The organism is Anaerofustis stercorihominis, assembly GCF_024623185.1.
Lineage (GTDB): Bacteria > Bacillota > Clostridia > Eubacteriales > Anaerofustaceae > Anaerofustis.
Map to the genome: position 1 here is coordinate 74,769 of NZ_JANJZK010000009.1, position 25,701 is coordinate 100,469.

Annotated in this window: 35 protein-coding genes; 23 read left to right on the top strand and 12 right to left on the bottom strand. The window is 33.3% G+C overall.

The genetic code is table 11. The features are described 5' to 3' along the window. Positions 1 to 7 precede the first annotated feature (7 nt). The 7 genes from NSA01_RS06820 (at position 8) to srtB (ending at position 6,210) form a co-directional block, all read left to right on the top strand. Entirely contained in the window at positions 8 to 958 is a 951-nt protein-coding gene (locus NSA01_RS06820) for a DUF561 domain-containing protein (RefSeq protein WP_257480731.1), read from the top strand. Then, on the top strand, positions 952 to 2,040 hold the full coding sequence (locus NSA01_RS06825; protein WP_257480733.1) for an NAD(P)H-dependent flavin oxidoreductase: 1,089 nt from the start codon (positions 952 to 954) through the stop codon (positions 2,038 to 2,040). Before NSA01_RS06820 ends, NSA01_RS06825 begins: the two co-directional genes overlap by 7 nt. Further along, complete coding sequence (fabD, locus tag NSA01_RS06830; protein WP_257480734.1) at positions 2,041 to 2,958, top strand: ACP S-malonyltransferase; 918 nt, start codon at positions 2,041 to 2,043, stop codon at positions 2,956 to 2,958. Further along, on the top strand, positions 2,955 to 3,695 hold the full coding sequence (gene fabG, locus NSA01_RS06835; protein WP_373887187.1) for a 3-oxoacyl-[acyl-carrier-protein] reductase: 741 nt from the start codon (positions 2,955 to 2,957) through the stop codon (positions 3,693 to 3,695). The genes fabD and fabG overlap by 4 nt, the downstream gene beginning before the upstream one ends. An 8-nt stretch (positions 3,696 to 3,703) precedes the next feature. Next, positions 3,704 to 4,942: a beta-ketoacyl-ACP synthase II gene (gene fabF, locus NSA01_RS06840; RefSeq protein WP_257480736.1), complete on the top strand. Its 1,239-nt coding sequence runs from the start codon at positions 3,704 to 3,706 to the stop codon at positions 4,940 to 4,942. A 4-nt stretch (positions 4,943 to 4,946) separates the two neighbouring features. Next, positions 4,947 to 5,372 carry a 3-hydroxyacyl-ACP dehydratase FabZ gene (gene fabZ / locus NSA01_RS06845; RefSeq protein WP_257480771.1) on the top strand — a complete coding sequence of 142 codons (426 nt, stop codon included), beginning with the start codon at positions 4,947 to 4,949 and terminating at the stop codon, positions 5,370 to 5,372. A 79-nt stretch (positions 5,373 to 5,451) separates the two neighbouring features. After that, a complete protein-coding gene (gene srtB, locus NSA01_RS06850; protein ID WP_257480737.1) occupies positions 5,452 to 6,210 on the top strand; it encodes a class B sortase in 759 nt (252 codons plus the stop codon). Positions 6,211 to 6,234: 24 nt separating this feature from the next. Here the strand turns inward: srtB and NSA01_RS06855 are convergent, their stop codons facing one another. The 4 genes from NSA01_RS06855 to NSA01_RS06870 all read right to left on the bottom strand — a co-directional run bounded on the left by NSA01_RS06855 (position 6,235) and on the right by NSA01_RS06870 (position 8,612). Next, on the bottom strand, positions 6,235 to 6,666 hold the full coding sequence (locus tag NSA01_RS06855; protein ID WP_257480738.1) for a DUF523 domain-containing protein: 432 nt from the start codon (positions 6,664 to 6,666) through the stop codon (positions 6,235 to 6,237). 52 nt (positions 6,667 to 6,718) lie between these two features. Further along, on the bottom strand, positions 6,719 to 7,162 hold the full coding sequence (locus NSA01_RS06860) for a GatB/YqeY domain-containing protein (protein WP_257480739.1): 444 nt from the start codon (positions 7,160 to 7,162) through the stop codon (positions 6,719 to 6,721). 16 nt (positions 7,163 to 7,178) lie between these two features. Beyond that, positions 7,179 to 7,358, bottom strand: coding sequence for a 30S ribosomal protein S21 (gene rpsU / locus NSA01_RS06865; protein ID WP_007050870.1), 180 nt, complete (start codon positions 7,356 to 7,358; stop codon positions 7,179 to 7,181). A gap of 261 nt (positions 7,359 to 7,619) precedes the next feature. Further along, the gene (locus tag NSA01_RS06870; RefSeq protein ID WP_257480740.1) at positions 7,620 to 8,612 is read right to left on the bottom strand and encodes an isocitrate/isopropylmalate dehydrogenase family protein; all 993 of its coding nucleotides are present in this window, start codon (positions 8,610 to 8,612) and stop codon (positions 7,620 to 7,622) included. A 291-nt stretch (positions 8,613 to 8,903) separates the two neighbouring features. On the opposite strand from NSA01_RS06870, the gene NSA01_RS06875 reads away from it, so the two are divergent. The 5 genes from NSA01_RS06875 to NSA01_RS06895 all read left to right on the top strand — a co-directional run bounded on the left by NSA01_RS06875 (position 8,904) and on the right by NSA01_RS06895 (position 13,163). Further along, positions 8,904 to 9,704 carry an HAD family hydrolase gene (locus tag NSA01_RS06875; RefSeq protein WP_257480741.1) on the top strand — a complete coding sequence of 267 codons (801 nt, stop codon included), beginning with the start codon at positions 8,904 to 8,906 and terminating at the stop codon, positions 9,702 to 9,704. A gap of 172 nt (positions 9,705 to 9,876) precedes the next feature. After that, positions 9,877 to 10,674, top strand: a complete 798-nt coding sequence (locus tag NSA01_RS06880; protein WP_257480742.1) for a Cof-type HAD-IIB family hydrolase — start codon at positions 9,877 to 9,879, stop codon at positions 10,672 to 10,674. Positions 10,675 to 10,677: 3 nt separating this feature from the next. Then, positions 10,678 to 11,475, top strand: coding sequence for an HAD-IIB family hydrolase (locus NSA01_RS06885; protein ID WP_257480745.1), 798 nt, complete (start codon positions 10,678 to 10,680; stop codon positions 11,473 to 11,475). Continuing rightward, a complete protein-coding gene (locus NSA01_RS06890; protein ID WP_257480746.1) occupies positions 11,472 to 12,275 on the top strand; it encodes an HAD family hydrolase in 804 nt (267 codons plus the stop codon). Before NSA01_RS06885 ends, NSA01_RS06890 begins: the two co-directional genes overlap by 4 nt. A 75-nt stretch (positions 12,276 to 12,350) precedes the next feature. Beyond that, the gene (locus tag NSA01_RS06895; RefSeq protein ID WP_257480747.1) at positions 12,351 to 13,163 is read left to right on the top strand and encodes a Cof-type HAD-IIB family hydrolase; all 813 of its coding nucleotides are present in this window, start codon (positions 12,351 to 12,353) and stop codon (positions 13,161 to 13,163) included. Positions 13,164 to 13,223: 60 nt separating this feature from the next. Here NSA01_RS06895 and NSA01_RS06900 read toward each other — a convergent pair whose 3' ends face one another. The 6 genes from NSA01_RS06900 to NSA01_RS06925 form a co-directional block, all read right to left on the bottom strand. Beyond that, the gene (locus tag NSA01_RS06900) at positions 13,224 to 13,667 is read right to left on the bottom strand and encodes a hypothetical protein (protein ID WP_257480748.1); all 444 of its coding nucleotides are present in this window, start codon (positions 13,665 to 13,667) and stop codon (positions 13,224 to 13,226) included. Between the two features lies 1 nt (position 13,668). Further along, on the bottom strand, positions 13,669 to 14,118 hold the full coding sequence (locus tag NSA01_RS06905; protein WP_257480749.1) for a LytTR family DNA-binding domain-containing protein: 450 nt from the start codon (positions 14,116 to 14,118) through the stop codon (positions 13,669 to 13,671). A 134-nt stretch (positions 14,119 to 14,252) separates the two neighbouring features. Continuing rightward, positions 14,253 to 14,885, bottom strand: coding sequence for an SdpI family protein (locus NSA01_RS06910; RefSeq protein WP_257480750.1), 633 nt, complete (start codon positions 14,883 to 14,885; stop codon positions 14,253 to 14,255). Continuing rightward, on the bottom strand, positions 14,869 to 15,153 hold the full coding sequence (locus NSA01_RS06915) for an autorepressor SdpR family transcription factor (RefSeq protein WP_257480751.1): 285 nt from the start codon (positions 15,151 to 15,153) through the stop codon (positions 14,869 to 14,871). The genes NSA01_RS06910 and NSA01_RS06915 overlap by 17 nt, the downstream gene beginning before the upstream one ends. 75 nt (positions 15,154 to 15,228) lie before the next feature. Further along, on the bottom strand, positions 15,229 to 15,852 hold the full coding sequence (locus NSA01_RS06920; RefSeq protein ID WP_257480752.1) for a GNAT family N-acetyltransferase: 624 nt from the start codon (positions 15,850 to 15,852) through the stop codon (positions 15,229 to 15,231). A 181-nt stretch (positions 15,853 to 16,033) separates the two neighbouring features. Then, positions 16,034 to 16,540, bottom strand: a complete 507-nt coding sequence (locus tag NSA01_RS06925) for a putative ABC transporter permease (protein WP_257480753.1) — start codon at positions 16,538 to 16,540, stop codon at positions 16,034 to 16,036. A gap of 118 nt (positions 16,541 to 16,658) precedes the next feature. Between NSA01_RS06925 and NSA01_RS06930 the strand changes: the two genes are divergently transcribed. The 6 genes from NSA01_RS06930 (at position 16,659) to NSA01_RS06955 (ending at position 19,917) form a co-directional block, all read left to right on the top strand. Further along, positions 16,659 to 17,261, top strand: coding sequence for an N-acetylmuramoyl-L-alanine amidase family protein (locus NSA01_RS06930; RefSeq protein ID WP_257480756.1), 603 nt, complete (start codon positions 16,659 to 16,661; stop codon positions 17,259 to 17,261). A gap of 45 nt (positions 17,262 to 17,306) precedes the next feature. Further along, entirely contained in the window at positions 17,307 to 17,735 is a 429-nt protein-coding gene (locus tag NSA01_RS06935; RefSeq protein WP_257480757.1) for a hypothetical protein, read from the top strand. A 445-nt stretch (positions 17,736 to 18,180) separates the two neighbouring features. Beyond that, positions 18,181 to 18,678, top strand: coding sequence for a M23 family metallopeptidase (locus tag NSA01_RS06940; protein ID WP_257480758.1), 498 nt, complete (start codon positions 18,181 to 18,183; stop codon positions 18,676 to 18,678). Between the two features lie 188 nt (positions 18,679 to 18,866). After that, positions 18,867 to 19,226, top strand: coding sequence for a DUF2089 domain-containing protein (locus NSA01_RS06945; RefSeq protein ID WP_257480759.1), 360 nt, complete (start codon positions 18,867 to 18,869; stop codon positions 19,224 to 19,226). A gap of 25 nt (positions 19,227 to 19,251) precedes the next feature. Beyond that, positions 19,252 to 19,641, top strand: coding sequence for an SHOCT-like domain-containing protein (locus NSA01_RS06950; protein ID WP_257480760.1), 390 nt, complete (start codon positions 19,252 to 19,254; stop codon positions 19,639 to 19,641). Between the two features lie 12 nt (positions 19,642 to 19,653). Continuing rightward, entirely contained in the window at positions 19,654 to 19,917 is a 264-nt protein-coding gene (locus tag NSA01_RS06955; protein ID WP_257480761.1) for a hypothetical protein, read from the top strand. A gap of 164 nt (positions 19,918 to 20,081) precedes the next feature. On the opposite strand, the gene NSA01_RS06960 is transcribed toward NSA01_RS06955, so the two are convergent. Together NSA01_RS06960 and NSA01_RS06965 are read right to left on the bottom strand one after the other, a co-directional pair. Continuing rightward, the gene (locus NSA01_RS06960; protein WP_257480762.1) at positions 20,082 to 20,690 is read right to left on the bottom strand and encodes a hypothetical protein; all 609 of its coding nucleotides are present in this window, start codon (positions 20,688 to 20,690) and stop codon (positions 20,082 to 20,084) included. A 45-nt stretch (positions 20,691 to 20,735) separates the two neighbouring features. Beyond that, positions 20,736 to 20,933, bottom strand: coding sequence for a hypothetical protein (locus NSA01_RS06965; RefSeq protein WP_257480763.1), 198 nt, complete (start codon positions 20,931 to 20,933; stop codon positions 20,736 to 20,738). A gap of 361 nt (positions 20,934 to 21,294) precedes the next feature. Between NSA01_RS06965 and NSA01_RS06970 the strand changes: the two genes are divergently transcribed. From NSA01_RS06970 to tyrS, 5 genes are all read left to right on the top strand, one after another. Then, positions 21,295 to 21,603, top strand: a complete 309-nt coding sequence (locus NSA01_RS06970) for a hypothetical protein (RefSeq protein ID WP_257480764.1) — start codon at positions 21,295 to 21,297, stop codon at positions 21,601 to 21,603. A 10-nt stretch (positions 21,604 to 21,613) separates the two neighbouring features. Beyond that, positions 21,614 to 21,928 (top strand): hypothetical protein, encoded by a 315-nt coding sequence (locus NSA01_RS06975; RefSeq protein ID WP_257480765.1) that lies wholly within the window; start codon positions 21,614 to 21,616, stop codon positions 21,926 to 21,928. Between the two features lie 87 nt (positions 21,929 to 22,015). Further along, entirely contained in the window at positions 22,016 to 22,747 is a 732-nt protein-coding gene (locus NSA01_RS06980; protein ID WP_257480767.1) for a hypothetical protein, read from the top strand. 110 nt (positions 22,748 to 22,857) lie between these two features. Continuing rightward, a complete protein-coding gene (gene proS / locus NSA01_RS06985; RefSeq protein WP_257480768.1) occupies positions 22,858 to 24,294 on the top strand; it encodes a proline--tRNA ligase in 1,437 nt (478 codons plus the stop codon). Between the two features lie 16 nt (positions 24,295 to 24,310). Further along, positions 24,311 to 25,534 carry a tyrosine--tRNA ligase gene (tyrS, locus tag NSA01_RS06990; protein ID WP_257480769.1) on the top strand — a complete coding sequence of 408 codons (1,224 nt, stop codon included), beginning with the start codon at positions 24,311 to 24,313 and terminating at the stop codon, positions 25,532 to 25,534. The last annotated feature ends 167 nt before the right edge of the window (positions 25,535 to 25,701 follow it).

Below are 25,701 nucleotides of genomic sequence, written 5' to 3' on the forward strand. Positions count from 1 at the left end.
AAAAGTTATGGTAATGTTAAATGAAATGTTAGGTATAAAATATCCGATTATTCAAGGTGCTATGGCAAATATTGCTACAGCCGAATTTGCGGCATGCGTAAGTAATGCGGGGGGACTTGGAATTATCGGGACAGGTGCTATGACGTGTGTTCAGGCAAGGGAAGAGATCAATAAATGCAAAAGTCTAACGGATAAGCCTTTTGGGGTAAATGTAATGATGATGAACCCTGAAACCGAAGAAATAATGAATATGCTTTGTGAAGAAAAGGTTTCTGTTGTAACTACCGGAGCGGGAAATCCGGGTAAATATGTTGAAGCTCTAAAAAAATCAGGAGCAAAAATATTTCCTATATCTCCAAGCGTAGCACTGGCAAAAAGACTTGCAAGAGCAGGCGTCGATGCGATAATCGTCGAAGGCGGCGAATCGGGCGGTCATGTAGGCGAACAAACAACAATGGCTCTTGTTCCTCAGATCGTAGATGCGGTTGATGTTCCCGTTATAGCTGCGGGAGGTATTGCCGACGGAAGAGGTTTTAATGCTGCATTATCCCTCGGTGCCATAGGTGTTCAAGTGGGGACTTGTCTGTTAGTATCGGAGGAATGTCCTATACATGAAAATTATAAATCAGCAGTTCTAAAAGCGAAGGATACCGATACGATAGTTACGGGTAAAAGTTTGAACGCACCTGTTAGAGTCCTTAAAAATAAAATGAGCAAGGAGTATGTAAAGCTTGAATCTACTCTTGCAAACAGGGAAGAACTTGAAAAACTTACCCTTGGGGGGCTTAGAAAGGCTGTCTTTGAAGGTGATATGGTTACCGGTTCCGTAATGATGGGACAAATTGCGGGAATGTGCAAAGAAATTTTACCTATGAAGGAAATACTTAAAAATATAATGGACTCTTCAAAGAGAGAACTGGAAATATTAATTGAAAAACATAAGGAGTTAGAATGTTAAGAGAAGTAAGAATTAAAGATAAAGAGCTCAGCGTTCCGATAATACAAGGCGGAATGGGAGTTGGGGTATCTTTATCTTCACTTGCAGGAAGTGTTATGAAAGAAGGAGCGATGGGGGTGATAAGTGCCGCTCATCCCGGATACAGAAAACCTGACTTTAACAAAAATTCTCTAAAATGCAATATGGAAGCAATAATTGAAGAAGCAAAAAAAGCAAGAGAAATAAGCACAGGGAACGGGCTTTTAGGCGTTAACATAATGGTAGCAAGCAAAGATTATGCAGAATATGTTAAAGCTGCGGTAAAAGCTAAGGTGGACGCTATTATATCAGGTGCGGGGCTTCCGCTTGATTTACCGAAGCTTGTGGAAGATAAAAGTATTTTGCTTGCACCTATAGTATCGAGCGGCAGAGCTATTAGACTGATACTTAAAAGGTGGAGTAAAAGGCATAGTACAATTCCTGATTTTGTTGTTATAGAAGGAAGCGAAGCCGGCGGACATCTCGGATTTAAAAAGGAAGATTTGGAAAATGGGACTTGTGAAAGTCTGGATAAGATTTTTGGTGATGTTAAAAACGAACTCGCACCTTTTGAAGAAGAGTATAAAAAAACTGTTCCTGTTTTTGTTGCCGGGGGTATTTATACCGGAAGCGATATAGCACACTTTATAAAAAAGGGGGCTGACGGAGTACAAATGGGTACAAGATTTATTGCTACCAAAGAATGTGATGCTTCACAGGAATTTAAAGATATGGTAATAAATGCAAAAAAAGAAGATATATCTATAGTTAAAAGTCCTACCGGATTTCCGGGAAGAGGAATTATGAACCCATTTATGCAAAAGGTAGAAAACAGAGGCAATATAAGTATGTCTTCTTGCTATAACTGTTTATCTCTTTGTAATCCAAGCGATACTCCATACTGCATTTCTCAGGCACTAATTCAGTCCGTAAAAGGGAATGTGGATAACGGACTTATATTCGTAGGAAGCAATGCTTCAAGAGTTAATAAGATGACTACGGTACATGAACTCATCAAAGAATTGGTAGACGGTGCAAATAAAGAATTGAAGGAGAATGAATAGATGAAACTAGGATTTTTATTTGCCGGACAGGGAACCCAAAGTGTCGGCATGGGAAAAGAATTATATGATACATATGCTGAAGCAAGAGATATATTTGATAGTGTTAAGCTTGATTATGACGTTAAAGAACTTTGTTTTAACGGGCCCAAAGAAAAGCTTGACGATACGGCATATTCTCAAAGTGCGATACTTACCACGTCTATGGCTATAGCAAACGTAGTTAAGTCCAAGGGAATAAATCCCGATTTTGTATGCGGACTTTCATTAGGTGAATATTCTGCTCTTTGTTATGCGGGAGCTTTTAGTGTAAATGAAGCGGCTAATATCGTTAGGAAACGTGGACAGATAATGGCGAATGCTCTTCCTAAAGGAACTTCTAAAATGGTCGCGGTAATGAACTTTGATAAAGATATAATTAAAGAGACTTGTGAGGAAGTAAAGTCGGAAGGTATTTGCGAAATAGCAAATTATAATTCTTCCGCACAAATAGTTATAACAGGTGAAGTTAAAGCTGTTGATAGAGCTTGTGAACTGCTTAAGGAAAAAGGAGTCAGAAGACTTATCCCTTTAAATGTGAGCGGAGCTTTTCATTCCTCTCTTTTGGAAGATGCGTCAGCAGAACTTAACAAAGTATTAAGCGAATATGATATAAAGAAACCTGAGATACCTGTTTTATATAATGTGACAGGAAAAGAATACGACGGAGATATAAAAGAAATATTGACCAAACAAATCAAATCAAGTGTGTACTTTATGCAGATGGTTGAATACATGATCGATAAAGGTGTTGAAGCTTTTGTTGAAATAGGACCCGGTAAAGTACTTAAAGGATTTGTGAGAAAGATAAACAAGGATATACCTGTATACAGTGTAGAGGATAATAAATCACTTGAAGAAATGTTAGGAGCGTTGAAATAATGGATAGAAAAACTGCGGTTGTAACGGGAGCAGGCAGAGGTATCGGACGAGCTGTTGCCGTGGCTCTTGCCAAAGACGGATATAATGTAGTAATAAACTATAACGGAAGCAGAGAAAAAGCAGAGAAAGTTGCTATGGAATGCAGAGAGCATGGTGTGGAAGCCATTACCGTGAAAGCAAATGTATCTGATTTTAGTGAAAGCGAAGAGCTTATAAAGAAGACTATTGATGAGTTTGGAAGTATAGATGTACTTGTCAATAATTCGGGAATCACTAGGGATAATTTGCTTCTTAGGATGAAAGAAGAAGATTTTGACAGTGTAATAGATGTGAATTTAAAGGGTACTTTCAATACAATAAAACATGCAACCAGACAAATGATGAAACAAAAAAGCGGTTCTATAATCAATATGTCAAGCGTTGTAGGTATATCGGGAAATGCCGGACAAGCCAATTACTCTGCAAGTAAAGCCGGTGTAGTCGGACTTACAAAGTCTGTTGCAAGAGAACTTGCTTCAAGAGGGATAAGAGTGAATGCTATAGCTCCCGGATTTATCGAAAGCGATATGACAAATGAATTAAATGATAAAGCAAAAGATGAAATATTAAAGGGTATTCCGCTTAAGTCTATAGGAAAAGGCGAAGATGTTGCTAATTTGGCGGTGTTCTTAGCCGGAGAAAAAAGCAGATATATAACCGGTCAGGTCATAAATGTAGACGGCGGAATGGTGATGTAGGAGGCATGATGAAAAGAAGAGTAGTAATCAGTGGACTTGGAGCTGTTTCTCCAATCGGTAATGATGTTGATACGATGTGGAACTCTATAAAAGAGGGGAAATGCGGTATCGATGAAATCACTCATTTTGATACGAGTGAATACAGAGTTAAACTTGCTGCACAAGTCAAAGACTTGGATATGGAAAAATATCTTAAGAAAAGAGAAATCAAATTCAACGACAGGTTTACAACATTTGCTCGTATTGCTGCAATGCAGGCAATGGATGACAGCAGTATAGACCTTGAAAATGTAGATAAAAATCGTTTTGGAGTAATAATAGCCAGCGGTATCGGCGGTATCGAAACTATAGAAAATGCACAGATGAATATGGAAAAGAGAGGTCCCAGTAAGGTTTCTCCTTACTTTATTCCTATGTGTCTTATTAATCTTGCGGCGGGAAATGTTGCAATAGATTTTGGTCTTAAAGGGCATTGTTCTTCCACCGTAACAGCTTGTGCCGCAGCAAGTAATGCAATAGGCGAAGCTTTTCATAAAATTAGAGACGGATATGAAGATTTAATGCTTGCCGGAGGAAGTGAAGCTTCCATAACTCCTCTTGCAATGGCAGGATTTATGTCAATGAGAGCACTTCATGAAGGTGATGATAAAAACAGAGCGAGTATACCTTTCGATAAGGACAGAAGCGGTTTTGTAATGGGAGAAGGTGCCGGAGTTCTGCTTTTGGAAGAATATGAACATGCGAAGAAGAGAGGAGCTAAAATCTATGCGGAAATCGTAGGCTACGGTGCCACATGCGATGCATATCATGTAACGGCTCCTATTGATGACGGAAGCGGCGGAGCAGGTGCAATGGTAAATGCGATAAAAGATGCGGATATCAAAGCAAATGATATAGATTATATAAATGCACATGGAACCAGCACACCGTTAAACGATAAAACCGAAACCATGGCGGTAAAATCAGCGTTTGGAAATCATGCTAAAGAACTTAAGATATCTTCTACAAAGTCCAACACAGGTCACCTTCTCGGTGCTTCCGGGGCAATCGAAGCTATTATTTCAATAAAAGCTATAGAAGACAGTTTTATTCCTCCTACGATAAATTATAAAAACGAAGATGAAGACTGCGATTTAAATATCGTTCCAAACAAGGGACTGAACGAAGAAGTAAATTATGCTATGAGCAATTCTTTAGGGTTCGGCGGACATAATGCTTCATTGATATTTAAAAAGGCAGGTAAATAAAATGATTTATAATTCCAATGATATTCAAAAGATAATACCACATAGATATCCTTTTTTACTTGTAGATACTATCGAAGAAATAATCGATGACACTACCATTATAGGAAAGAAGTGCGTCAGCGCCAATGAAATGCAGTTTATGGGGCATTTCCCGGAAAAGCATGTAATGCCGGGAGTTTTGATGATCGAAGCTCTCGCTCAAACTGGTGCAGTCTTATTGCTATCTAAAGAGGAAAACAGAGGTAAGATTGCAGTTCTTGCCGGAGTTAATAAAATACGTTTTAAAAGACAAGTCATTCCCGGAGATACTTTGACTTTAAAAGTAGAGCTTACGAAGATGAAAGCGGGCATAGGTTTTGCCAATGCTACGGCTCTCGTTGGAGATGAAGTTGCCGTTAAAGGAGAAATAATGTTTGCGATAGATAAATAAGAAGGAAGAATAATCTTTCTTCTTTTTTATTGTTTAAGTTATCTTGATAATTATTATATTAAGTTATATAATGTACACTATGAAAAAGAAAAAAGTAAAAGTAATCAAAAAGCATAAAAAAGATAAAAACAGTTTAAAAAAGAATATTTTATTATATGTACTTCTCGGTGTGTTCAGCATTACACTTTTATTTTCGGTGTATAAAATTTATACTATAACATCTGCATATAATCAAGGGACCAATACATATCAAAGCATAAAAAACGAGGCAAAGAAATCGGAAAGAGAAATAGATTTTGATAAATTAAAGAGTATTAATCCCGATGTAATAGGCTGGCTGTATTCCAAAGATACTACGATAGATTATCCTGTAGTTCAGGGAAGCGATAATGATTATTATTTGTCACATTTATTTGACAACACTCAAAATTCCAGCGGTTCGGTATTTATGGATTATACAAAGAAAAAGAACTTTAAAAGTAAAAATACTATTCTTTATGCTCATAACATGAAAAACGGAAGTATGTTTGCGAGTCTTATGGGATATAAGGATCCCGAGTATTATAATTCTCATAAAACATTAGACCTTTACACTCCAAATCAAAATTATGAGATAGAAGTTGTTTACGGATTTGTAATAGATGCATATAAATGGGATGATAATAAATTTGTATTGGATGAAAATAAAGATGATTTGCTTTTACATGCCAAGTCAAATACTACATTCAACAGCGGAAAAACAATAAGTGATAATGATAAAATAATAACCCTTTCAACGTGTTCATACGAAATGGAAGAGGGAAGATATGTATTGATAGGAAAACTGATTAAGAAATAAAAAACGCCATTAATAGGCGTTTTTTTATAGCTCATTTTCATTTAAAACTTTGATGTTATTTTCAATCAAAATACTTGCGGTCATTCCTTTTCCTTTTACCAACGTACCGTTAAAATTCCCGTCATAAATTTCATTATTCCCGCATGACGGAGAATTTGCTTTAAGTATCGCAAATCTAACGTTATTTTCTTTTGCTGTTTTTAAAGTTTCTAAAGCTCCGTCTTTAAAATTTGCAGTTACATCTTTTCCGCTCTTTGTAATTACTTTATCGTTTTTTATCTCACATGGTTCTCTCGGAGTCATAAGTCCTCCAAGCTGTTCGGGACATACTAAAATCAAATTATATTTTTCTCTTAGCTTATTAATTATCGTATCATCGATTTTGTTATTCCCTCCGCTGTATTTGCAGTTTTCTCCAATCAGACAAGCCGAAACTAAAATATTTTCTTTATTCATAATTACCTCTAAATTAAAAATAAGAAGTGTCACCACTCCTTATCTTATATAATTAATTTAATAATTCTCTTGCTACTTCATTAACGACTTTGCCGTCTGTCTTTCCTTTCACTTTCGGCATAACTTCGCTCATAATCTTGCCCATATCTTTGGCTGTTTTTGCACCTACTTTATCAATAGCTTCTTTGACTATTTCTTTAACTTCCTCTTTTGAAAGTTGTTTAGGTAAGTACTTCATCAAAACATCAAGCTCAGCTTTAGTCTCTTCAACTAGGTCATCTCTTCCTGCTTTAACAAATTCATTTAAAGAGTCTCTTCTTTGTTTAACTTGTTTTGCTACGACATCAAGAATTTGTAAATCATCTAATTCTTTCTTGGTATCTTTTTCAATTTGTAGTATCGCAGCTCTGACCATTGTAACAGTAGATTTTGCTATATTGTCTTTTTCTTTCATGGCTTTTTTCAAATCGCCAAGTAAAGTTTCTTTAAGTGACATACAAAACACTTCCTAATTATCTTTTATTTTTTTTCTTTCTGGCTGCTTCAGCTTTTTTCTTTCTTTTAACGCTTGGCTTTTCATAGTGCTCTCTTTTTCTGATTTCAGACATTACACCAGCCATAGCTGTTTTTTTCTTAAATCTTTTTAAAGCGCTCTCTAGTGATTCGCCTTCTCTTAATCTTACTTCTGACATTCTTCAACCCTCCCCTCTAACCGTGGGTTATCACGTTTGTAAGTAGCATAAATTATTATAAAAAAATAAGCGGGATATGTCAATAAAAATTGGGTGTTCTTTTGAAAAAAACAAGCTTTATAAGAGTTATTTTCATGAAACCCTCTAAAAAATTAAATTAACAGAATAATTTAACTAATTATTAACTTTAAATAAATTTATTTATCTTTATGATTTTTATAAAATTTAATTTAAATAATCATATAAATAAAATATAAATATTTATAATTTTTCAATTACTTTCTTTGTAAATTCCTTAGTTCCCAGACTGCCTCCCAGGTCTTTTGTTAGGTATTCACCTTCTTTGATCAAACTTTCTATTGCATTTTCGATTTTCTTTGCTTCTTTTTCGTAACCTATATAATTAAGCATTTTTGCACCTGCCAAAATACATGCGGTAGGGTTAGCGATATTTTTTCCCGCAATATCCGGTGCGGAACCATGGACCGCTTCAAATATTGCTCCGTCTTCACCAATATTCGAGCCCGTTGTAAGTCCGAGACCTCCTATCAAACCCGCACATAGGTCGCTTACGATATCTCCGAATAGATTTGTAGCCAAAAGCACGTCATATTTTTCCGGATACATAACAAGATTCATACACGCTGCATCTATTATTAAGTCATTAAGTTCGATTTCCGGATAATCCTTATGTACTTCATTTACTGCATCCAAGAATACTCTGTCTGTCAGTTTACATATATTTGCCTTATGTAAAGCCGTTACCATTTTTCTGTTTTCTCTTCTGGCAAGTTCAAAAGCGTATTTTGCAATCCTTTTGCTTGCCTCTTTTGTTATAAGCCTTGTCGTTTCTGCTCCGCCTTCTATTTCCTTTTCAATTCCTGCATAAAGTCCTTCAGTATTTTCTCTTATTATTACAAGGTCTATATCTTCATAGCGGTTTTTAAGACCTTCGTAAGTTTTAACTGGTCTTACATTTGCATATAGATTGAGTTCTTTTCTCAAAGTTACATTTACGCTTCTGAACCCTTTTCCTACGGGGGTGGTAACCGGACCTTTTAGCGCTACTTTATTTTTCTTTATACTGTCTATTACCTTTTTAGGAAGAGGTTCTCCGTATTTTTCTACTGCTTCAAGCCCAGCGATCTCTTCTTCAAAATTTATATCGGCTCCAGTTGCCTTTATTACTTCGACCGCACTTGACATTACTTCCTTGCCGATGCCGTCGCCATAAATTAATGTTACGTTTTTCATTTGATCTCTCCTTTTTTCAGATTAAAATCAATTATACTTTACTTAAGTAAAATACTCAATAGATATAAATTCTAAATTTTCAAAATATTTTATAATCTTTTGTAATTTAAGTTGTTATTATTTGACAATAGTAATGTTTCTATAGTAAAATTATAAAAGGTAATTAAGTTTGAAATAGATTATTAAATATTATTAAAAGAAATATAATGATTTTTAGTAGTTTTTTTATATTTTGACTATAATGATATTTAAATATAAAGTTCGTTTAAAATATATTTTAAGGAGGAGTTTATGGATTATAAACTACTGATTACTGATTTAGACGGGACTATGTTAAACAGTAATAGTGAAATCAGTAAAAAAAATCTTGAAGCGGTTCACGAGCTTCAAAAGAGAGGTAAATTTATAAGTGTGGGCAGCGGCAGGCTCTATGTAGATGCGATAAAGTTTGCCAGACAGCTTGGATGTCAGGATAATTTTAATATCGCAAACGGCGGTCTTACGATTTTCAGAGAGGGAGAAGAAGAAGTGGTCGCTCACTTTGAAGAAAATTTCTTTAAAAGGATAGTTGATATACTTAGATATAACGATATTCCCTTTGTTGTTATGACCAGTGATCATGCAGGGTCTTTTTATGATAAAACCAGCAAAGAGTTTGTACATAGGTGCAGAGAAATAAATCCCGATACTTCAATAGATTTTGTTGAGACGGATGTAAGAAATCTTAAGAATGTATTTAAAATAAGTTCTTCTTATAAGAATGTTGACCATATATTCTTACACAGAGAAATGGAGAGACTTCACAGTGATATAAGAGCGGATATTGCCGGGGAATATTTTATAGATCTATCACCCCGAGGTGTATCAAAGTGGAGCGGAGCTTTAAGGATAGCAAAAGAAATGGGTATATCTACAAAAGAAATAATTGCTGTGGGAGACCAGGAAAATGATATGCAGATAGTCGGGAATGTGGGACTTGGTATTGCAATGAAGAATGCTGTAGACAGACTAAAAAATGTAGCTGATGTAGTTCTTCCATATACTAATGACGAGGACGGGCTATATCATTTGATTCACGAGTATATGCTTTAAAATTTACATAATTAAATAAAAAATAATATAAGTATATATTTATAATAAGTAAGAAAGCATATAAAAATCTTTCAAGTTTTAAAAATATAAATGTTTATTTATATGATACATTAATATCTCAGGAAAAATTGCGGGGCATTTTCCCGCTTAGAAATAACATAAGGAGAGCATAATGAAATATAAATTGATTGTTATGGATGTAGATAATACTCTGCTTTGTACCGATAAGAGTGTTTCCCAAAAGAACGTAGAGGCTATAAGGAAATGTAAAGATAAAGGCGTAATGGTTTCTTTGGCAAGCGGAAGACCTGCCTTAGATGTGCTTCATTATGCTAAAATGATAGGTATAGAGGATAATTATCATGTGTCAGATAACGGCGCGGGTATATTTAAAGGTAATGACAGAAAGATAATAAAGACTTTTAACAGAGATTTTTATTTGAATTTGGTTGATAAATTAAAGGAAAAAGGAATTGAATGCGGAGTATTTTCCAGTGAAAGCCTTGATTTTATATATGAAGAGGGAAGTGATGATATTGCTAAAAGTATAGATATCTATTTCCCTGTGACTAAAGCCAGGATAGGTGATATAAAAGATGTCGAGGGTGTATATAAAATAAGTACATATTTTAACGATGATGAAGAGTATGAATTCGTAAAGGGGCTTGAAAAGGAAAATGAAATGAGCGGGGTCATTCCGGATCCTCATTTTTTTGATATGATGCCATATGAGGTTACAAAGATAAAAGGTACTGAAGAAATCGCAAAAGAACTTGGTCTTTCTATGGATGAAGTCATTGTAATGGGAGATCAGGAAAATGACTATACAAATATAAAAGGTGCAGGGCTTGGTATTGCCGTAGCTAATGCGACCGATGATGTCAAGGAAATTGCGGATGTGGTTTTAGAACAAAGCTGTAATGAAGACGCCGTGGCGTATGTAATAGATAAATACATATTGGGGGAATAGACTTTGAAGTATGAGCTTTTAGTAACCGACTTGGATGACACACTTTTAAAAGATGACGGAACCATATCAGAAAAGAATAAAAAGGCACTCAGGACTTTAATCGAAAAGGGCGGCAAAGTCGCCCTTGCCAGCGGAAGAGCCGAACCTACGATGGTCGATGTAATAAAAATGGTCGGTCTTGAAGACCAAAAACATCTGGCTCATAACGGGCTTTGTATTTTTGACCTTAACGGGTACGCAAAGTTTTCCGGATTTTTGCCTAAAAATGAAATTATCAGGATCCTCGATTTATTAAAAGAGAATAACATAGAAGCAAATGTATTTACGCCTGAGGGGATATATCATAACCATAGCTTTAAATTAGCCAAAGTAATGGATAAATACATCAAAGGTTATCCGATGATAGATATTGAATATACACCTTATGATGTAGAGGGGATATTCTTGATATACGGAATTATAAATAATGAAGAAGAGAGAGCTTTAATGCGTTCATGGGCGAGCGATGTGATAGAAACCGGAGAGGGAAACGGATTTGTTATATTTTCACTAAGAGGAGAGGGAAAGTATAAGGGAGCAAAGAGGCTTGCCGAAGAATTTGGTATAGATGAAGAAAAAATAGTATGTGTCGGAGACGGAGGGAATGACCTCCAAATGCTTAGAGAAGCACCTCTTGGTATAGCGGTAAAAAATGCTGTAGAGGAAGCTAAAGAAGCTGCGAAAATAGTAATCGATAAGACAAACGAAGAAGACGCTATCAGTTATGTTATAGAAAAATATTTTTTAGGAGAAAAACTATGATAAAATTATTGGCTGTGGATTTAGACCATACACTTCTAAGAGACGGAAATATTATTTCAAACGAAGATAAAAAAGCTATCAAAGATTTGGAAACTGCGGGAGTTAAGATAGTACTGGACTCGGGACGAAGCGAACCTACTATGAAAGATATGATTTATGAGCTGGGGCTTGAAAAGTATAAACATGTCGGAGTAAACGGAGCTCTTATAATGGATTATACGAGTAATAATAAATTCGTAAAATCTATAGACCATGATACATATGTTGCTTTGATAGAAAGGCTTAGAAGTGAGAATAGAGAATTTTTCTGCTACTGTGACGGCGGGCTTATGTATGAGCATGTAGATAAATTAAGACCGCAGGTGGAATATTTCCATTCAAGCAAAGCTCTTATCAAGGGAGATGTAATGACAATTCCGGAATGTCCGAGAGTAAATACATATTACGGTGATGAAGAAGAGCTTAAATATGTAAGAAGTATCTGTCCCGAAGGATTATATTCAACTGCCAATAGCGGGATACTTGATTATATGCCAATAGGGCTCAATAAATTTTCAGGACTTAAACCTATACTTGAGGATTATAATATTTTGCCTGAAGAAGTTGCTTGTATCGGGGACCAGGAAAGCGATATCGATATGTTCAATGCCTGCGGAATGTCTTTTGCGGTAAGCAACTGTGATGATTTTGCAAGGGAAGCTGCGGACGTTGTACTTCCAAGAAGTCACAATGAAAATGGTGTTGCGTATGCGATTTATAAATACATATTAAAAGACGAAGAAAAATTAAAAGAAATATAGTAGAAAAATATATCTAAATTATATATAATAGCCATAGCTTTATGCTGTGGCTATAAGAATTTTGCGGAGGAAAAAATGATAAAATTATTTGCGGTAGATTTAGATGATACATTTTTAGATAAAAACGATAATATGTCAAAGGAAAATATAATTGCGGTAAAAAACCTCGTTGATGCGGGAGTAAAAGTAGTATTAAACTCCGGAAGAACAGAAGTTCTTATGAGAGAACATATACATGATTTGGGACTTGAAAATTTTAAACATGTTGCAATCAACGGCGCTTTGATACTTGATGTAAAAGGTGAAAATAAACTTATATCTACATTTGAAAGAAGTTCATACGAAAATTTCATAAAAGAGTTAAGAGCTGAAAACAGGGGGTTCTTATGTTATCATGAAAATGGGATTATGTATGAGAATGCAGACGACAAATTAATACGTCATATTGAAAGATTTCATACTTTAAAGAAAGCCCGTGAAGGAGATACTTTATCTCTTGAGAAATGCTGCAGGGTAGCGGTTGTAAGAGAAAATGAGGAAGATGTACCTCATTTGAGAGCGCTTGCCCCTAAGGGAGTATATACCACCGCAAGACCTTACGGAGAGTGTGTAAGTTATATGCCCGACGGACTAAATAAAGCAAACGGACTTAAAGTAATTATGGACGAATATGGTATAACAAAGGATGAAGTTGCAAGTATCGGAGATCAGGAAGTAGATACATATATGTTTGACATTTCAAAGTATGGAATTGCGGTTAAAAACAGCGATAATAAAACAAAAGAAGTAGCTGATATAGTTCTTCCGAGGACAAATAATGAAAATGCATTTGCATATGCTGCATATAAATATATTTTAAAGGATGAAGATAAATTAAAGTATATATAATTATGGTTTAAAACAAGGGGCACTACGCCTGCCTTCGGCAGATTTTGCGCCCTTTGTTTTTTATTTACTCTGGAACTTTTTAAGCGCAGCATTTAATTCTTTGGTGTCATATTTGGCTTTTATTTCCAAAGCCAGCCAAACTACAAATATTGATATTAAAACTACTAAGTAGAATAAGATCTTGCACCATATTTTTACTTGACTGAACCAGCCAAATAACTCACAAAATCCGATGGTGATTATTAACATCAATATGCCCCATATCATTGCTCTTTTTCCTGATATTTTATCTTCAGGTACGATTATTTCCTGAGAAAATCCTATTAATGCAGCACATATCAGCATTTGAAAAGCGGTCATAAAATCAAGCGATGAATTTGAAATACCGTTTGATAAAGCACTCAGTACTAAATAAAAGAGTACAAATGTACTGAAGTAAATGCCTGTCATGGATTTTGCATTGTATAAAAACATAAGTTCTTTTCTTCTGTTATTATTTTTCATTTTAATTTTCTCCTTTCAAAATTCCAAGGCTTTCTTTAAGTCTGAAATTATAATGTCTCGATACTATTAATTGTTCATCGCTTTTAAGCGTAAGTTTTATCTTTGAATTAATTAATGCTTTAAGACTTTTTATATAATAAATGTTTACTATTTGGGACTTATTTATCCTTGTAAATCCAAATGACAAATATTTCGTCTCCAATTCCATTAAAGAATAATTTATTTCCATCACATTGTCTTTTGTGTATATAAATGTTTTCCCCTCAATAGTTTCAATGTAGTATATTTCATTCGGCTCTGTCATATATATACCTTCATCGGTCTTTGCGGGTATCTTAAAGCTTCGCTCCTTTAGAAGCTCAAGTATTTCAAGCATTTCTTCATCTAAATTTTTACACTTTAGGATTATCTCATTTTCACCTTCTTTGATATGTTCAACTGTTATTTTCAATGTCCTATCCTCCTTAGATTGCAGAATACTATAAACTATCTATTTATTCAATATGATGTATTCTAAGTTACATAAAATAAATGTCAAGCTGCATAGATAAAAAGAGAGCGGATACTCCGCTCTCTTTTTATTTATTAAATTCCTTTTTTGTATAGAATGAAGGAATACATCATTGGGATTAATAAAACTGCAAAAATCGTAATCATGGTAATGAGTCCGCCAAAATTAAAGAATGCACCCGCTATTTGTATCAATCCGAATAATACAAATACTATACCACCGAGCCTATGTGTCTTGTTCCAGTTTTCTTCACTGTTAAGTGTCCAAGGCAGTTTTATACCTATAGTATAGTTTTGTTTGCACTTTGGGAGATAATTACCGATAACTATAAACAGTATACCGATAAAACACAATATCCATGTAGAAACATTGATATTAACATTAAGTGCGGCAGCTATGGATAATCCTGTAACTATTGTCATTAAAACCGGAATGAGCCATCTTACAAGGGAAAACATTATTTTTGGAGAGTTTGCTCTTTTAGGGTCATTGTTTACCATTATGTTAACAAAGAGATGAAGCCCCACATATAATAAAGGCATTATAAAAGTAAAAAATACTTTTGATGAATAACCGTTTGCTTCACCGTTCCAACCAAAATGGGTAGGGACCTGCTCGGGTAATTTGTTATAAAATAAAAGTGCGATGACCATAGGTATGAAGCACGCTATTGTTGATACTATAAGTTCCTTATTTATCTTTTTCATTTTCTTCTCCTCCGCCGAACTGGGATAGCCATAACATCAATTCTTCAAATACCGAAGTATTTATGTCATAGTATATAAAATTTTTATATTTCGTTTCGTATATAAGTCCTGCATCTTTTAGCTTCGACAGGTGATATGATACAGTTGCATTAGTCATATCAAACTTATCGGATATATCTCCCGCGGACATCCTTCCGCTTTTAAGCATTGTTAGTATATCTCTTCTTATTGGATCCGAAAGTGCTTTAAGAGTATCCCCGAAACTCATATAATCATCTCCTTATAATCTATTTAGAAAATTTTCTAAATAGATTATATTACTGTTACGGTGGAAAGTCAACAACTATTTAGATAAATTTCTAAATAGTTGTTCGTTTATTGCTTCTTCATATTTCTCAAATATTTTATTTATTTTTTCCTTATTTATTTTGCCAATACGTATTAATTCTTCCGGAGTGGGTTCAAAATCTCCTATCTCCAAACTGTACCAAGCTGTATCGTACCATTTGCCTTCTTTAAAGCCGCTGTTTTTAAAAAAGCCTATTTCTTTGAAGCCTAATTTATTGTGGAAATCACTGCTTTTAAGCGTAGGATGAACTGTTATACAAGCATATAAAATTTTAAGGTTTTGTAATTTTAATATATCTATAAGAGCCATATATAAATTTTTTCCTATATGTTTACCTTTATATCCATCTTTTATATATATGGATATTTCGGCAGTATAATCATATGCTTTTCTGTTTTTATATTGACTTGCATAAGCATATCCTATTATTTTATCGTTTATTGTACATACCAAATATGGATATTTCTTTTTTGTTTCAATAATCCTATTTTTAAATTCTTCCTCATCGGGTCTGTCATATTCGAATGTTATCGGTGTATTCAATATATATGGAGTATATATATCTAAAATTTCATTGCTGTCATTTTCTTCTGCAAACCTTATTTTTATTTTATCCATTATATGTCTCCTAAAATAATATTTATTTTGTTTTTAAGTATAATAAAAACTTGGTATAGAAGATATTTTATCATAATTTGTTTATTAGTTTTAATAAAATGTTAGAATAAATGAATTATCAAATAAAAAGAAATCATAATAATATAAAATAAAAAAAAGAGTAAGTTTTTAATTTACTCTTTTAATGATAAAGATTATATAGGCTCATCCCTATGTCTATGATTAATATCCCGGTCATAGTATACACCGCGTAGATAATCGATCTGTTTGAAAAATTATCATAAACCAGTTCAACTAAGTTAGGATGTATGAAATTAACGAGGATTACTCCAAATAGCCCAAATACAGTAAAGCCCAGCAAACATACTCTGCCGTTAATATTAAACAAATTATCGGAATAGTCCCAATAATGTTTATTGAATATCTTTTCTAATAAATAAGAAGTAAAATATTCCAGGGTGCATGCCAGAAGCCCAACGAGGAAAAATAAAGGAAGAGTATCTATATGTGTATCGTAGAATACTATGATTATTAATGCACATCCAAAACCGTATATGGGTCTTACCGGACCATATAGAAATCCTTTAGTGTTTATCGGGACTTTGTTTACAATATTTATTGCTGTTTCGTATATATATCCGAAAAAACTGTATATAAAAATAAAAAGTATTAAAATATAAATGCTCATGATTTTCCTTTTTATTTTTATTTTTTGTTATTACTTTGATTAACATACTATAAATTTAACGAATTAGTAATTTTTTTCATATTATATTATGAATATTATTAATTTAGGAGGAAATTTTATGGTAGATGTATATATATCACCTTCCGTTCAGCATTTTAATTTAGGACAGCAGGGATACGGAAGCGAAGAAGCAAGAATGAATGAAGTTGCGGATGTTGTCGAATATGAACTAAACAGACACGGGCTTGTGACTGCGAGGAATAATCCAAGCATGACTTTGGCACAAGTTGTAGAGGATTCTAATAATGTAAATCCCAGGGTACATGTTGCCCTTCATTCAAATGCGGCTAACGGAGAAGCGAGAGGAGCGGAAATTTATACTCATCGTTTTGGAGGAGAAGGAGAAGCACTTGCAAGAGATATTTATCCTTATTTGGAAGCGCTTACTCCTACGGAAGACTTAGGTGTAAAAGAGGGAAGGCTTTCTTTCGGCGGAAAGGGAATGTATGAACTTAAGAATACCAATGCTCCCGCAGTATTAGCTGAAATCGCATTTCATGATAATCCTGAGGATAGTGATTTTGTCATTAATAATGTATATGAATACGGCAGAGATATTTCAAAGGGAATACTTGATTACTTCGGAATTCCATACAATGAAGACAGCGAGGAAAATATATCATATTTAAAAAACAGATATAACGGAAATTATTTTGAATAAAAAAAGTCCTTTTTTAAAATAATAAAATAAAAAAGGATAATTGAAATGGATAATAGTATTAGATTATTGGAGTTTATATTTAAAAATGCCAAAATGGGAAGTGAAACCATAGAGGATTTAATTGATATCAATGAAGATCTAAAATTTAGAGATGAACTTGTTTATGAAAAAGAAACTTATGACGACTTTGTGAGTAAAGTAAATAAGATTATGAAAAAAATGGGCAAAGAAGCAAAGGATCTATCCTTCTTTACTGAAATGCAAAGTTATTTAATGATAAAAATGGAAACATTAAAAGATAAATCTTCAGAGCATATCGCGGGAATGCTTATGCAGGGCAGTACTATGGGCATCGTTCAAATAACAAAGAAATTAAGAGAATATAAAGACAGCGATAAAGAAGTCGTAAAACTTGCAAAGAGACTTCTTGAAATCGAAGAAAAAAACTTTTATGAACTTAAAAAGTATCTATAAAAAAATGAGCTATTTATTTAGCTCATTTTTTTAGTTAATATTGATTATTTCAGAACCTTTTTATTATTTTAAAATTATTATATTTAAGTTATTTTATATTTATTGTATGGTGTAGATTTACATAATAAAATAATCTACGTTTTAATTGTTATATATTTAATACTTTATTATTAATATGATTTTCTTTTGATGTCGGTGCATTAAAATGAAGTTTAATGCAGTTAAAATTTATTAATAACTTATCAGCTTTAATATTATATAAAAGTATTTTTTCTTTAATAATCAGATTTTCATATTTTTATGGATAAGCTCATATATTAAAAAGATGAAAAGAAAAAAGTTAAATAGGAAAAACAGAATATTATATAAAAATTTATTTTTTGTTATTTTAAATATTATATTTGTGTTTATAACTATTTGGGGTTATGGCTTTAAATTTCAGGATATGTTTTACTTATTTAATAATGAATTTATAGTATCAGATAATAACTCCAAGATCACAAAATATAAAAACGAATCCAGCGGCTTTATAAATCCTGTAGAGGGTACGATAACCAGTCCTTTTTCTTATAGGATACATCCTATATATAAAAAGAAGAAAATGCATTCGGGGATTGATATCGGTGCAAAATGGCATGATAAAATCAAGGCTGCAGCTGATGGAACGATAGTTGAAACCGGACTTGATAAAGGCGGATATGGAAATTACATAAAGATAAAACACAAATATGATATACATACTTTCTATGCTCATCTTTCAAAAGTGTATGTTAAAAAGGGGCAAAAAGTAAAACAGGGAGATGTGATAGGAAGAGAGGGAGGAGATCCTATAAAAGACAAAAATCCGGGTTCTACTACGGGACATCACCTACATTTTGAAGTCAGGACATCTACTGATGTAAAGGACGTTATAAATCCTTTGATATTTGTAGATTACAAGTAAATTAAAAAGGCAGAGTAGATTTATACTCTGTCTTTTTATTATAAAGATTAAGGTTATAGCCTGGAATAATTAAATATTTAAAGATATAAATTAATATATTTAATAATTAAATTAAAAATATTAATATATGTGTTGACATTTTTAATATTTTATATTATATTTGTTTTAAAGAGAAAGGGCGTGAGTGTATGAATAAAGTTATAAGCCGCTGTCCGGTATGTAATAGCGAACTAACTGTTGCAAGACTTAAATGCGATTCCTGCGATACGGTAATAGAAAATAGTTTCAGGCTCAGTAAATTTGATTATCTTTGTGATGAAGATTTATATTTTGCGGAAACTTTTATAAGATGCAGGGGAAATATCAAAGAAGTTGAAAAGGAACTCGGTATATCATATCCAACCGTTCGTGCAAAATTGGATGCGGTAATAAATAAACTCGGATATGAAACCGAAATTGATGAAGTGTCGGCAAAGAAAGAAGAAGTATTAAGAGCACTTGAAAATGGAGAAATAACAGCTGAACAAGCAATTGAACGGTTAAAATAATTTAATATAATTAAGGAGTTAAATCATGGACGAAAAATTAAGGATTTTAAAAATGATAGAAGAAGGAACTATTACAGCAGAACAAGGCGCGGAGCTTATGTCAGCATTAAATGTAGATGAACAAACACAGCGTAATGAAGTAGTAAAAAGCAGCTATGACAAAAAGATGTTTAGAATTATAGTTGACAGCAGTGCCGGCGGAGATAAAGTAAAAATACAATTCCCTGTTGGTGCAATCAAGAAAATTTTAAAAGTGACAGGGAAATTACCTATACCCGAACAGGAACTTGAGGGATTTGACCTTTCCGGTATGATGGATGCCGTTTGCGAATGTTTGGATGATGAAATAGAAGGCGACCTTATCAATGTGGATGCTTCTGACGGAACAACCGTGAGAATATTCGTTGATAAGTAAATTTTATAAAATATGAAAGTAAAAATCATAACAAAAGGTTTTCATTTTTCTTTGCCTGTTCCCATTGGCATGGCAGGAATTGCAGTTAAAATGATACCGGATAAAATGTTTGAGGAAATGAGAGCAGGTACTCCCAAACCTTATGATGAACTGGTCACTAAAGAAACTATTAACTTGATAGTAAAAGAATGTATGGATATTTTAAAGGAAAATAAGGGGTTGGAAGTTGTTCATGTTGAAGCCTCGGACGGTACTTTTGTTTCCATAAAATTATAATTATACAGTGATTACTATTTGGGATTAAAAGCTGAAATGGTAATCACTTTTTTATTTAATATTCAAGGTAATTATAAGAATATATTATATAATGAAGTAAAATCGAATATTTATTATATTTGATTTAATAATAAAAAAGACATTGTGATTATTGACAATGTCTTTTATGATAGTAAATCTACAAGTTCTAAAATATCGTTATAGCTTTTATCTTCTTTTAGATTTCTTCTATGATTTATCTCTTTTTCTGTTTTTATTATTTCGTTATGCTCTTTTTTCTCATTATGTTCTGCTTTTATTTCTTCTTTTCTTTCGCTTGATGCTGGTTTTGCATTAAATATATCTTTCATTTCATTCATTCCGCTAAGTAACGGAAGCATATTTATCATTGATTCTATATTTTTGTAATTATCTCCCAGCCCGTGCTTCAAATTATCCATTAAGAATTTATTTGTTCCCTTTTTTCCGTCTTTTTTTATTCCTACTGCCCTGTTTTTTATTCTTTCTGCATGAGAAAAGTATTCGTCAACATATTTCAACCTTTTTCTCGCATTATGTATATTAAAATTACTATTAAATAACTGCTTATTTAACAAAGCTTTTTTATGTTCGATGTTTTCTTTTTCTAAAGTGTCTGATTCATCGGCGTTTTCACCGTCCGTTATGGTGTAATTTGCTTTTACATATGGGCTGTTATCATTACTACTAAATAGATTATATACCAAATATATCAGTAGTATTTCATTTAGGGATATGTTTCTAAATATATCCATTTTTGTAATCTCCTTTAATTAAAGGGGCCGAGGCCCCTTTTTTTATTAGCATTCGTCGTCACAGAAAAGTAAGAACACTACTAAGATAATAAGGATTATATTATTGCCGTCGAATAAACCGTTTAGAAATCCGCCGCCGCATCCGCAGTCGTCGTTACTGCCAAAAAGTAATAATACCGCCAAAACGATAAGTATGATCATACTATCGTCGTCACATAAACAATCTAAAAAATTGCCTTTCATAAAGAAGTACCTCCCTAGGGTGAATTTGTAAAATATTTTACGTTTATATCAAAGTCTTAAAATTAAAATTATTCAGTGAAAAGAACAACTAATAATAAGAAGAAGAATAATAAGCTGCAAGAATCTTCTTCGCCGAAGATATCACAACCGTCAAATAACACTACTAAAAGTAGGAAAAACATCAATAAACATTCACAAGAACAGTCATCTAAAAAATTACACATATAAGTTACCTCCAAGTAATAGATTTTAATAGGTGCTTTTTTTATTTTTTAAGCCCCTAGTTCATAGTACGCACCAAGGGGTATTTGTGTGATGAAATAATTTATTTATTTCAATTTAAATATAAGGAGGTAATTTAGTGAAGGAAAAAGACATTTCTAAAATGGTAAATATGGCAAGCGGTCTGAATATCAATGAAGACTCGGTGGAAAAACTCAAGGACGCGGCAAATAAGAAGGGGGTTATGGAAAAAGCTGAGGCTTTGGAACAGGAATATGCACCTAAGTTTCAGGAGTTTATGAGAGATCATGGAGATCTTGCACATCTAAATAACGAAGAAAAAGCAAGAGTGATACTGGAGTATAAAGAAAAGCTTCCCATTGAAGAACAAAAACAGTTTGATAAAGTATTGGATATGCTTAAATCATATGTAAAAAAAGTAAAATAAGGTGATAAATATGGCTCGGGGTAAAAGGCTTAAAAGAAAAAAGCTAAAAGAAGAAAACCTAAACAATAACAAAGATACGTTAAAAGAAAAGCAGAAAACTGATAATAAAAATGCAGTAACAAAAAAAGAAAAATCTGCACATAATAGAAGAAAAAGGAGAAGAAGAATGGAAGATAAAAAAATACTTATTTATAATGACGATACTGTCAAAGAAGTCGTAGTGGAAAACGAACATAAGAATATAGAAGCTGAGGCTAACGAAATTCCTCAGAAAGCAAAGGATTATATAACCGAAGATGAATTTTTAAAAGGAGAGGGCTTTTAGTCCTCTCCTTTTTTATTTACATATAAAATTTATTTTAGATATGTTAAAATGATTATATATTAATAAATTAGAAGTCAAGGTGAAGTCATGAAGTATTCTATAAAAGATAAGATAAAAATAGCAGAACCTATTCTTCCTGAGAATAATGAGCCTTTCAATATTCCTATAAATATAAGTTTGGAAAACTGTTTTGAAAAGAGAGGAAAAACAGAGCCTTGGATAAGCGGTCTGTTTTATTATTTCAATGATGTAAAGATAAAGTCATCTTTAAACGGTGATGATGATTTGTGGAATATTATTTATACGATTGGAAAAGATGATATGTATTACTGTGCTAAAATCTTCAAGTGGCTCAGTATTTATTTCCCATATGTAAATGAGAATACCGATGACTATTATGATGAAATGGATTCTTGTATGCTTTGCTGGTTTTCCGATGATTACTATGAGGGCATGTCTTTAGTGCTAAAAGAAGATGAAGAATTTATAAATTATTTATTTGGAGAATTTCCCGCAGCAAATTATGGTTTTATAGACTTTATTAAAAGCACTAGAAAAAACAATGATTTTGAGCTGTTTAAAAAATGTTTCGATAATATAACCAAAAATGAATATACAAGGGATAGTCATTTGATTACATATGAAGATTTATTAAGAGAAGTAATACCAAAGAAAAAACATGTAAAAAAAGAAAAAATATCTTATCCTTCTGCCTTTTATAGTTATTTTAATCAAATGATTTCTATATCGGATAACGATAAAGTAAAGAAGAAACTATATAAAAGGCTTGAAAAATGGAATAGTGCATTTAATGATTAAAAGCTTATTATGATAAGCTTTTTTTATTTATTTTACCAATAAATATGAAAAATGTATAAAGTTATGATATAATATTAAATTGATTAAAATTATATTTAGGAGAAGAAGAAATGGGTAAGAAAAAGAAAGTTCAAGCTATAACTCCGATGGGTGAAGACTTTGCTCGTTGGTACACAGATGTAATAACTAAAACAGAAATGGTAGATTATGCCCCCGTTAAGGGATTTATGGTTATTCGTCCGTATGGTTATGCACTTTGGGAAAATATTCAAGCGGCATTTGATAAAAGATTTAAAGAGACCGGACATCAAAATATGTATTTCCCGCTACTTATCCCGGAAAGCTTTTTAAATAAAGAAAAAGAACATGTTGAAGGTTTTGCTCCCGAAGTTGCCTGGGTAACCCATGGGGGAGAGAACGAACTTGCGGAAAGACTTTGCATAAGACCGACAAGCGAAACTATTATATGCAGTATGTATGCTAAGTGGCTGAAGTCCTACAGGCAGCTGCCGTTTTTATATAATCAATGGGCAAACGTTGTAAGATGGGAAAAAACAACTAGACCTTTCCTCAGAACAAGCGAATTTTTATGGCAGGAAGGTCATACCGTTCACGCAACATTTGAAGAGGCACAGGAAGAGACTCTTCAGATGATAGAGATTTACAGAGAGATATGTGAAGATTATCTTGCAATGCCTGTAGTTGTAGGTCAAAAGTCGGAAAAGGAAAAATTCGCCGGAGCTCATGCTACTTATACCATAGAAGCATTGATGCATGACGGACAAGCTCTTCAAAGCGGTACAAGCCATAATTTAGCTGACCATTTTGCGAAAGCATTCGGAATCAAATTCTTAAATAAAGAAGAAAAAGAACAGTATGCTTATTCTACATCTTGGGGTGTGTCAACGAGACTTATCGGAGGGATCATAATGGTACACGGAGATGACTACGGTCTTGTGTTCCCTCCTAAAATCGCACCTACTCAAGTTGTTATAATCCCTATTGCACAGCATAAGGAAGGTGTGCTTGATAAAGCTAATGAACTTAAGAATAAATTAAGTGATTTAAGGGTATTATTAGATGATAATGAGGCTTATTCACCGGGATGGAAATTCAATCAGTGGGAAATGAAGGGTGTTCCCGTAAGGATTGAAATCGGACCTAAAGATATTGAAAACGGTCAGTGTGTAATAGCCAGAAGAGATACTTCTGAAAAAATAAGTGTAAGCTTAGATGAAGTTGAAAATAAAGTCAAAGAATTATTGGATGAGATACAATCTAATATGTATAATAAAGCCCTTAAGCACAGAGAAGAACATACAAAAGCAGCCAAAGATATGGATGAATTCAAGAAAGTTCAAAGTGAATCACTTGGATTTGTCAAGGCTATGTGGTGCGGATGCACCGAGTGTGAAGAAAAAATAAAAGAAGAAACCGGTGCAACACTTAGATGTGTACCGTTTAAGCAAGAAGATATCGGAAGTGATACTTGTGTATACTGCGGTAAGAAAGCAGATAAACTTGCATACTTTGCAAGAGCATACTAATTAGGAGAGAGAATAGATGACTGTTTACGAAGAACTGGTTAAAAGAGGACTCATTGCTCAAGTAACAGATGAAGAAGAAATAAAAGAACTTATTAATAACGGTAAAGCAACATTTTATATCGGATTTGACCCTACTGCCGACAGTCTTCATGTTGGTCACTTTATGGCATTATGTTTAATGAAGAGACTTCAAATGGCAGGTAATAAACCTATAGCACTCGTTGGCGGCGGTACCGGTATGATAGGTGATCCGTCGGGAAGAACCGATTTAAGGCAAATGATGACCGTTGAAACAATAAATGAAAACTGCGAAAGATTTAAAGAACAAATGAGCAGGTTTATTGATTTTTCCGAGGGTAAAGCATTAATGGTAAATAATGCAGACTGGCTTAGGGATCTTAATTATATAGATTTTATCAGAGATATAGGTTCTCATTTCAGTGTTAACAGAATGCTTACATTCGAATGTTACAAGCAAAGAATGGAAAAAGGACTCAGTTTCCTTGAGTTTAACTACATGATAATGCAAAGCTATGATTTTTACAGATTATATAAAGATTATGGCTGTAACATGCAGTTTGGCGGAGACGATCAGTGGAGCAATATGCTTGGCGGTACAGAGCTTATAAGAAGAAAGCTGGGCAAGGATGCTTATGCCATGACAATTACACTTCTTCTTAATTCCGAAGGCAAGAAAATGGGTAAGACGGCGTCAGGTGCGGTGTGGCTTGACCCAAATAAGACTTCACCATTTGATTTTTATCAGTACTGGAGAAATGTAGGAGATGAAGATGTAATCAAATGTCTTAAAATGCTGACTTTCCTACCATTGGAAGAGATAGAAAAAATGGAAAAATGGGAAGGCAGTGAGCTAAATAAAGCAAAAGAAATTTTAGCCTACGAACTTACTGAACTTGTTCATGGTGAGGATGAAGCAAATAAAGCGAAAGAGGCTGCGTCAGCACTGTTTAAAGGTAAGGGAAGCAAAGAAAATATGCCTTCTACCGATATAGAAAAATCAGAAATAAATGAAGGTATAACCCTGCTTGATTTAATGCTTAAGGCTGAACTCATACCTTCAAAGAGCGAAGGAAGAAGACTTGTAAAACAAGGCGGAGTAAGCGTCGATGATATAAAAATAACCGATGTGAATAAAATGATTACATTAGAAGATTTTAACGAAAATGAAATCATTATCAAAAAAGGAAAAAAGGTATATCATAAAATAAATATTGTTTAATAAACGTTGACATGGTTAATAATATTTAGTATTATTTATTTGATGTAAATAGGCTATTTAAAAGTACAATAAGAGAATATAAAAGTTTGATAAGGAGAAAGAAAAGAAATGGCAAGAGAAAAATATGAAAGAACGAAACCGCATGTAAATATCGGAACGATCGGACA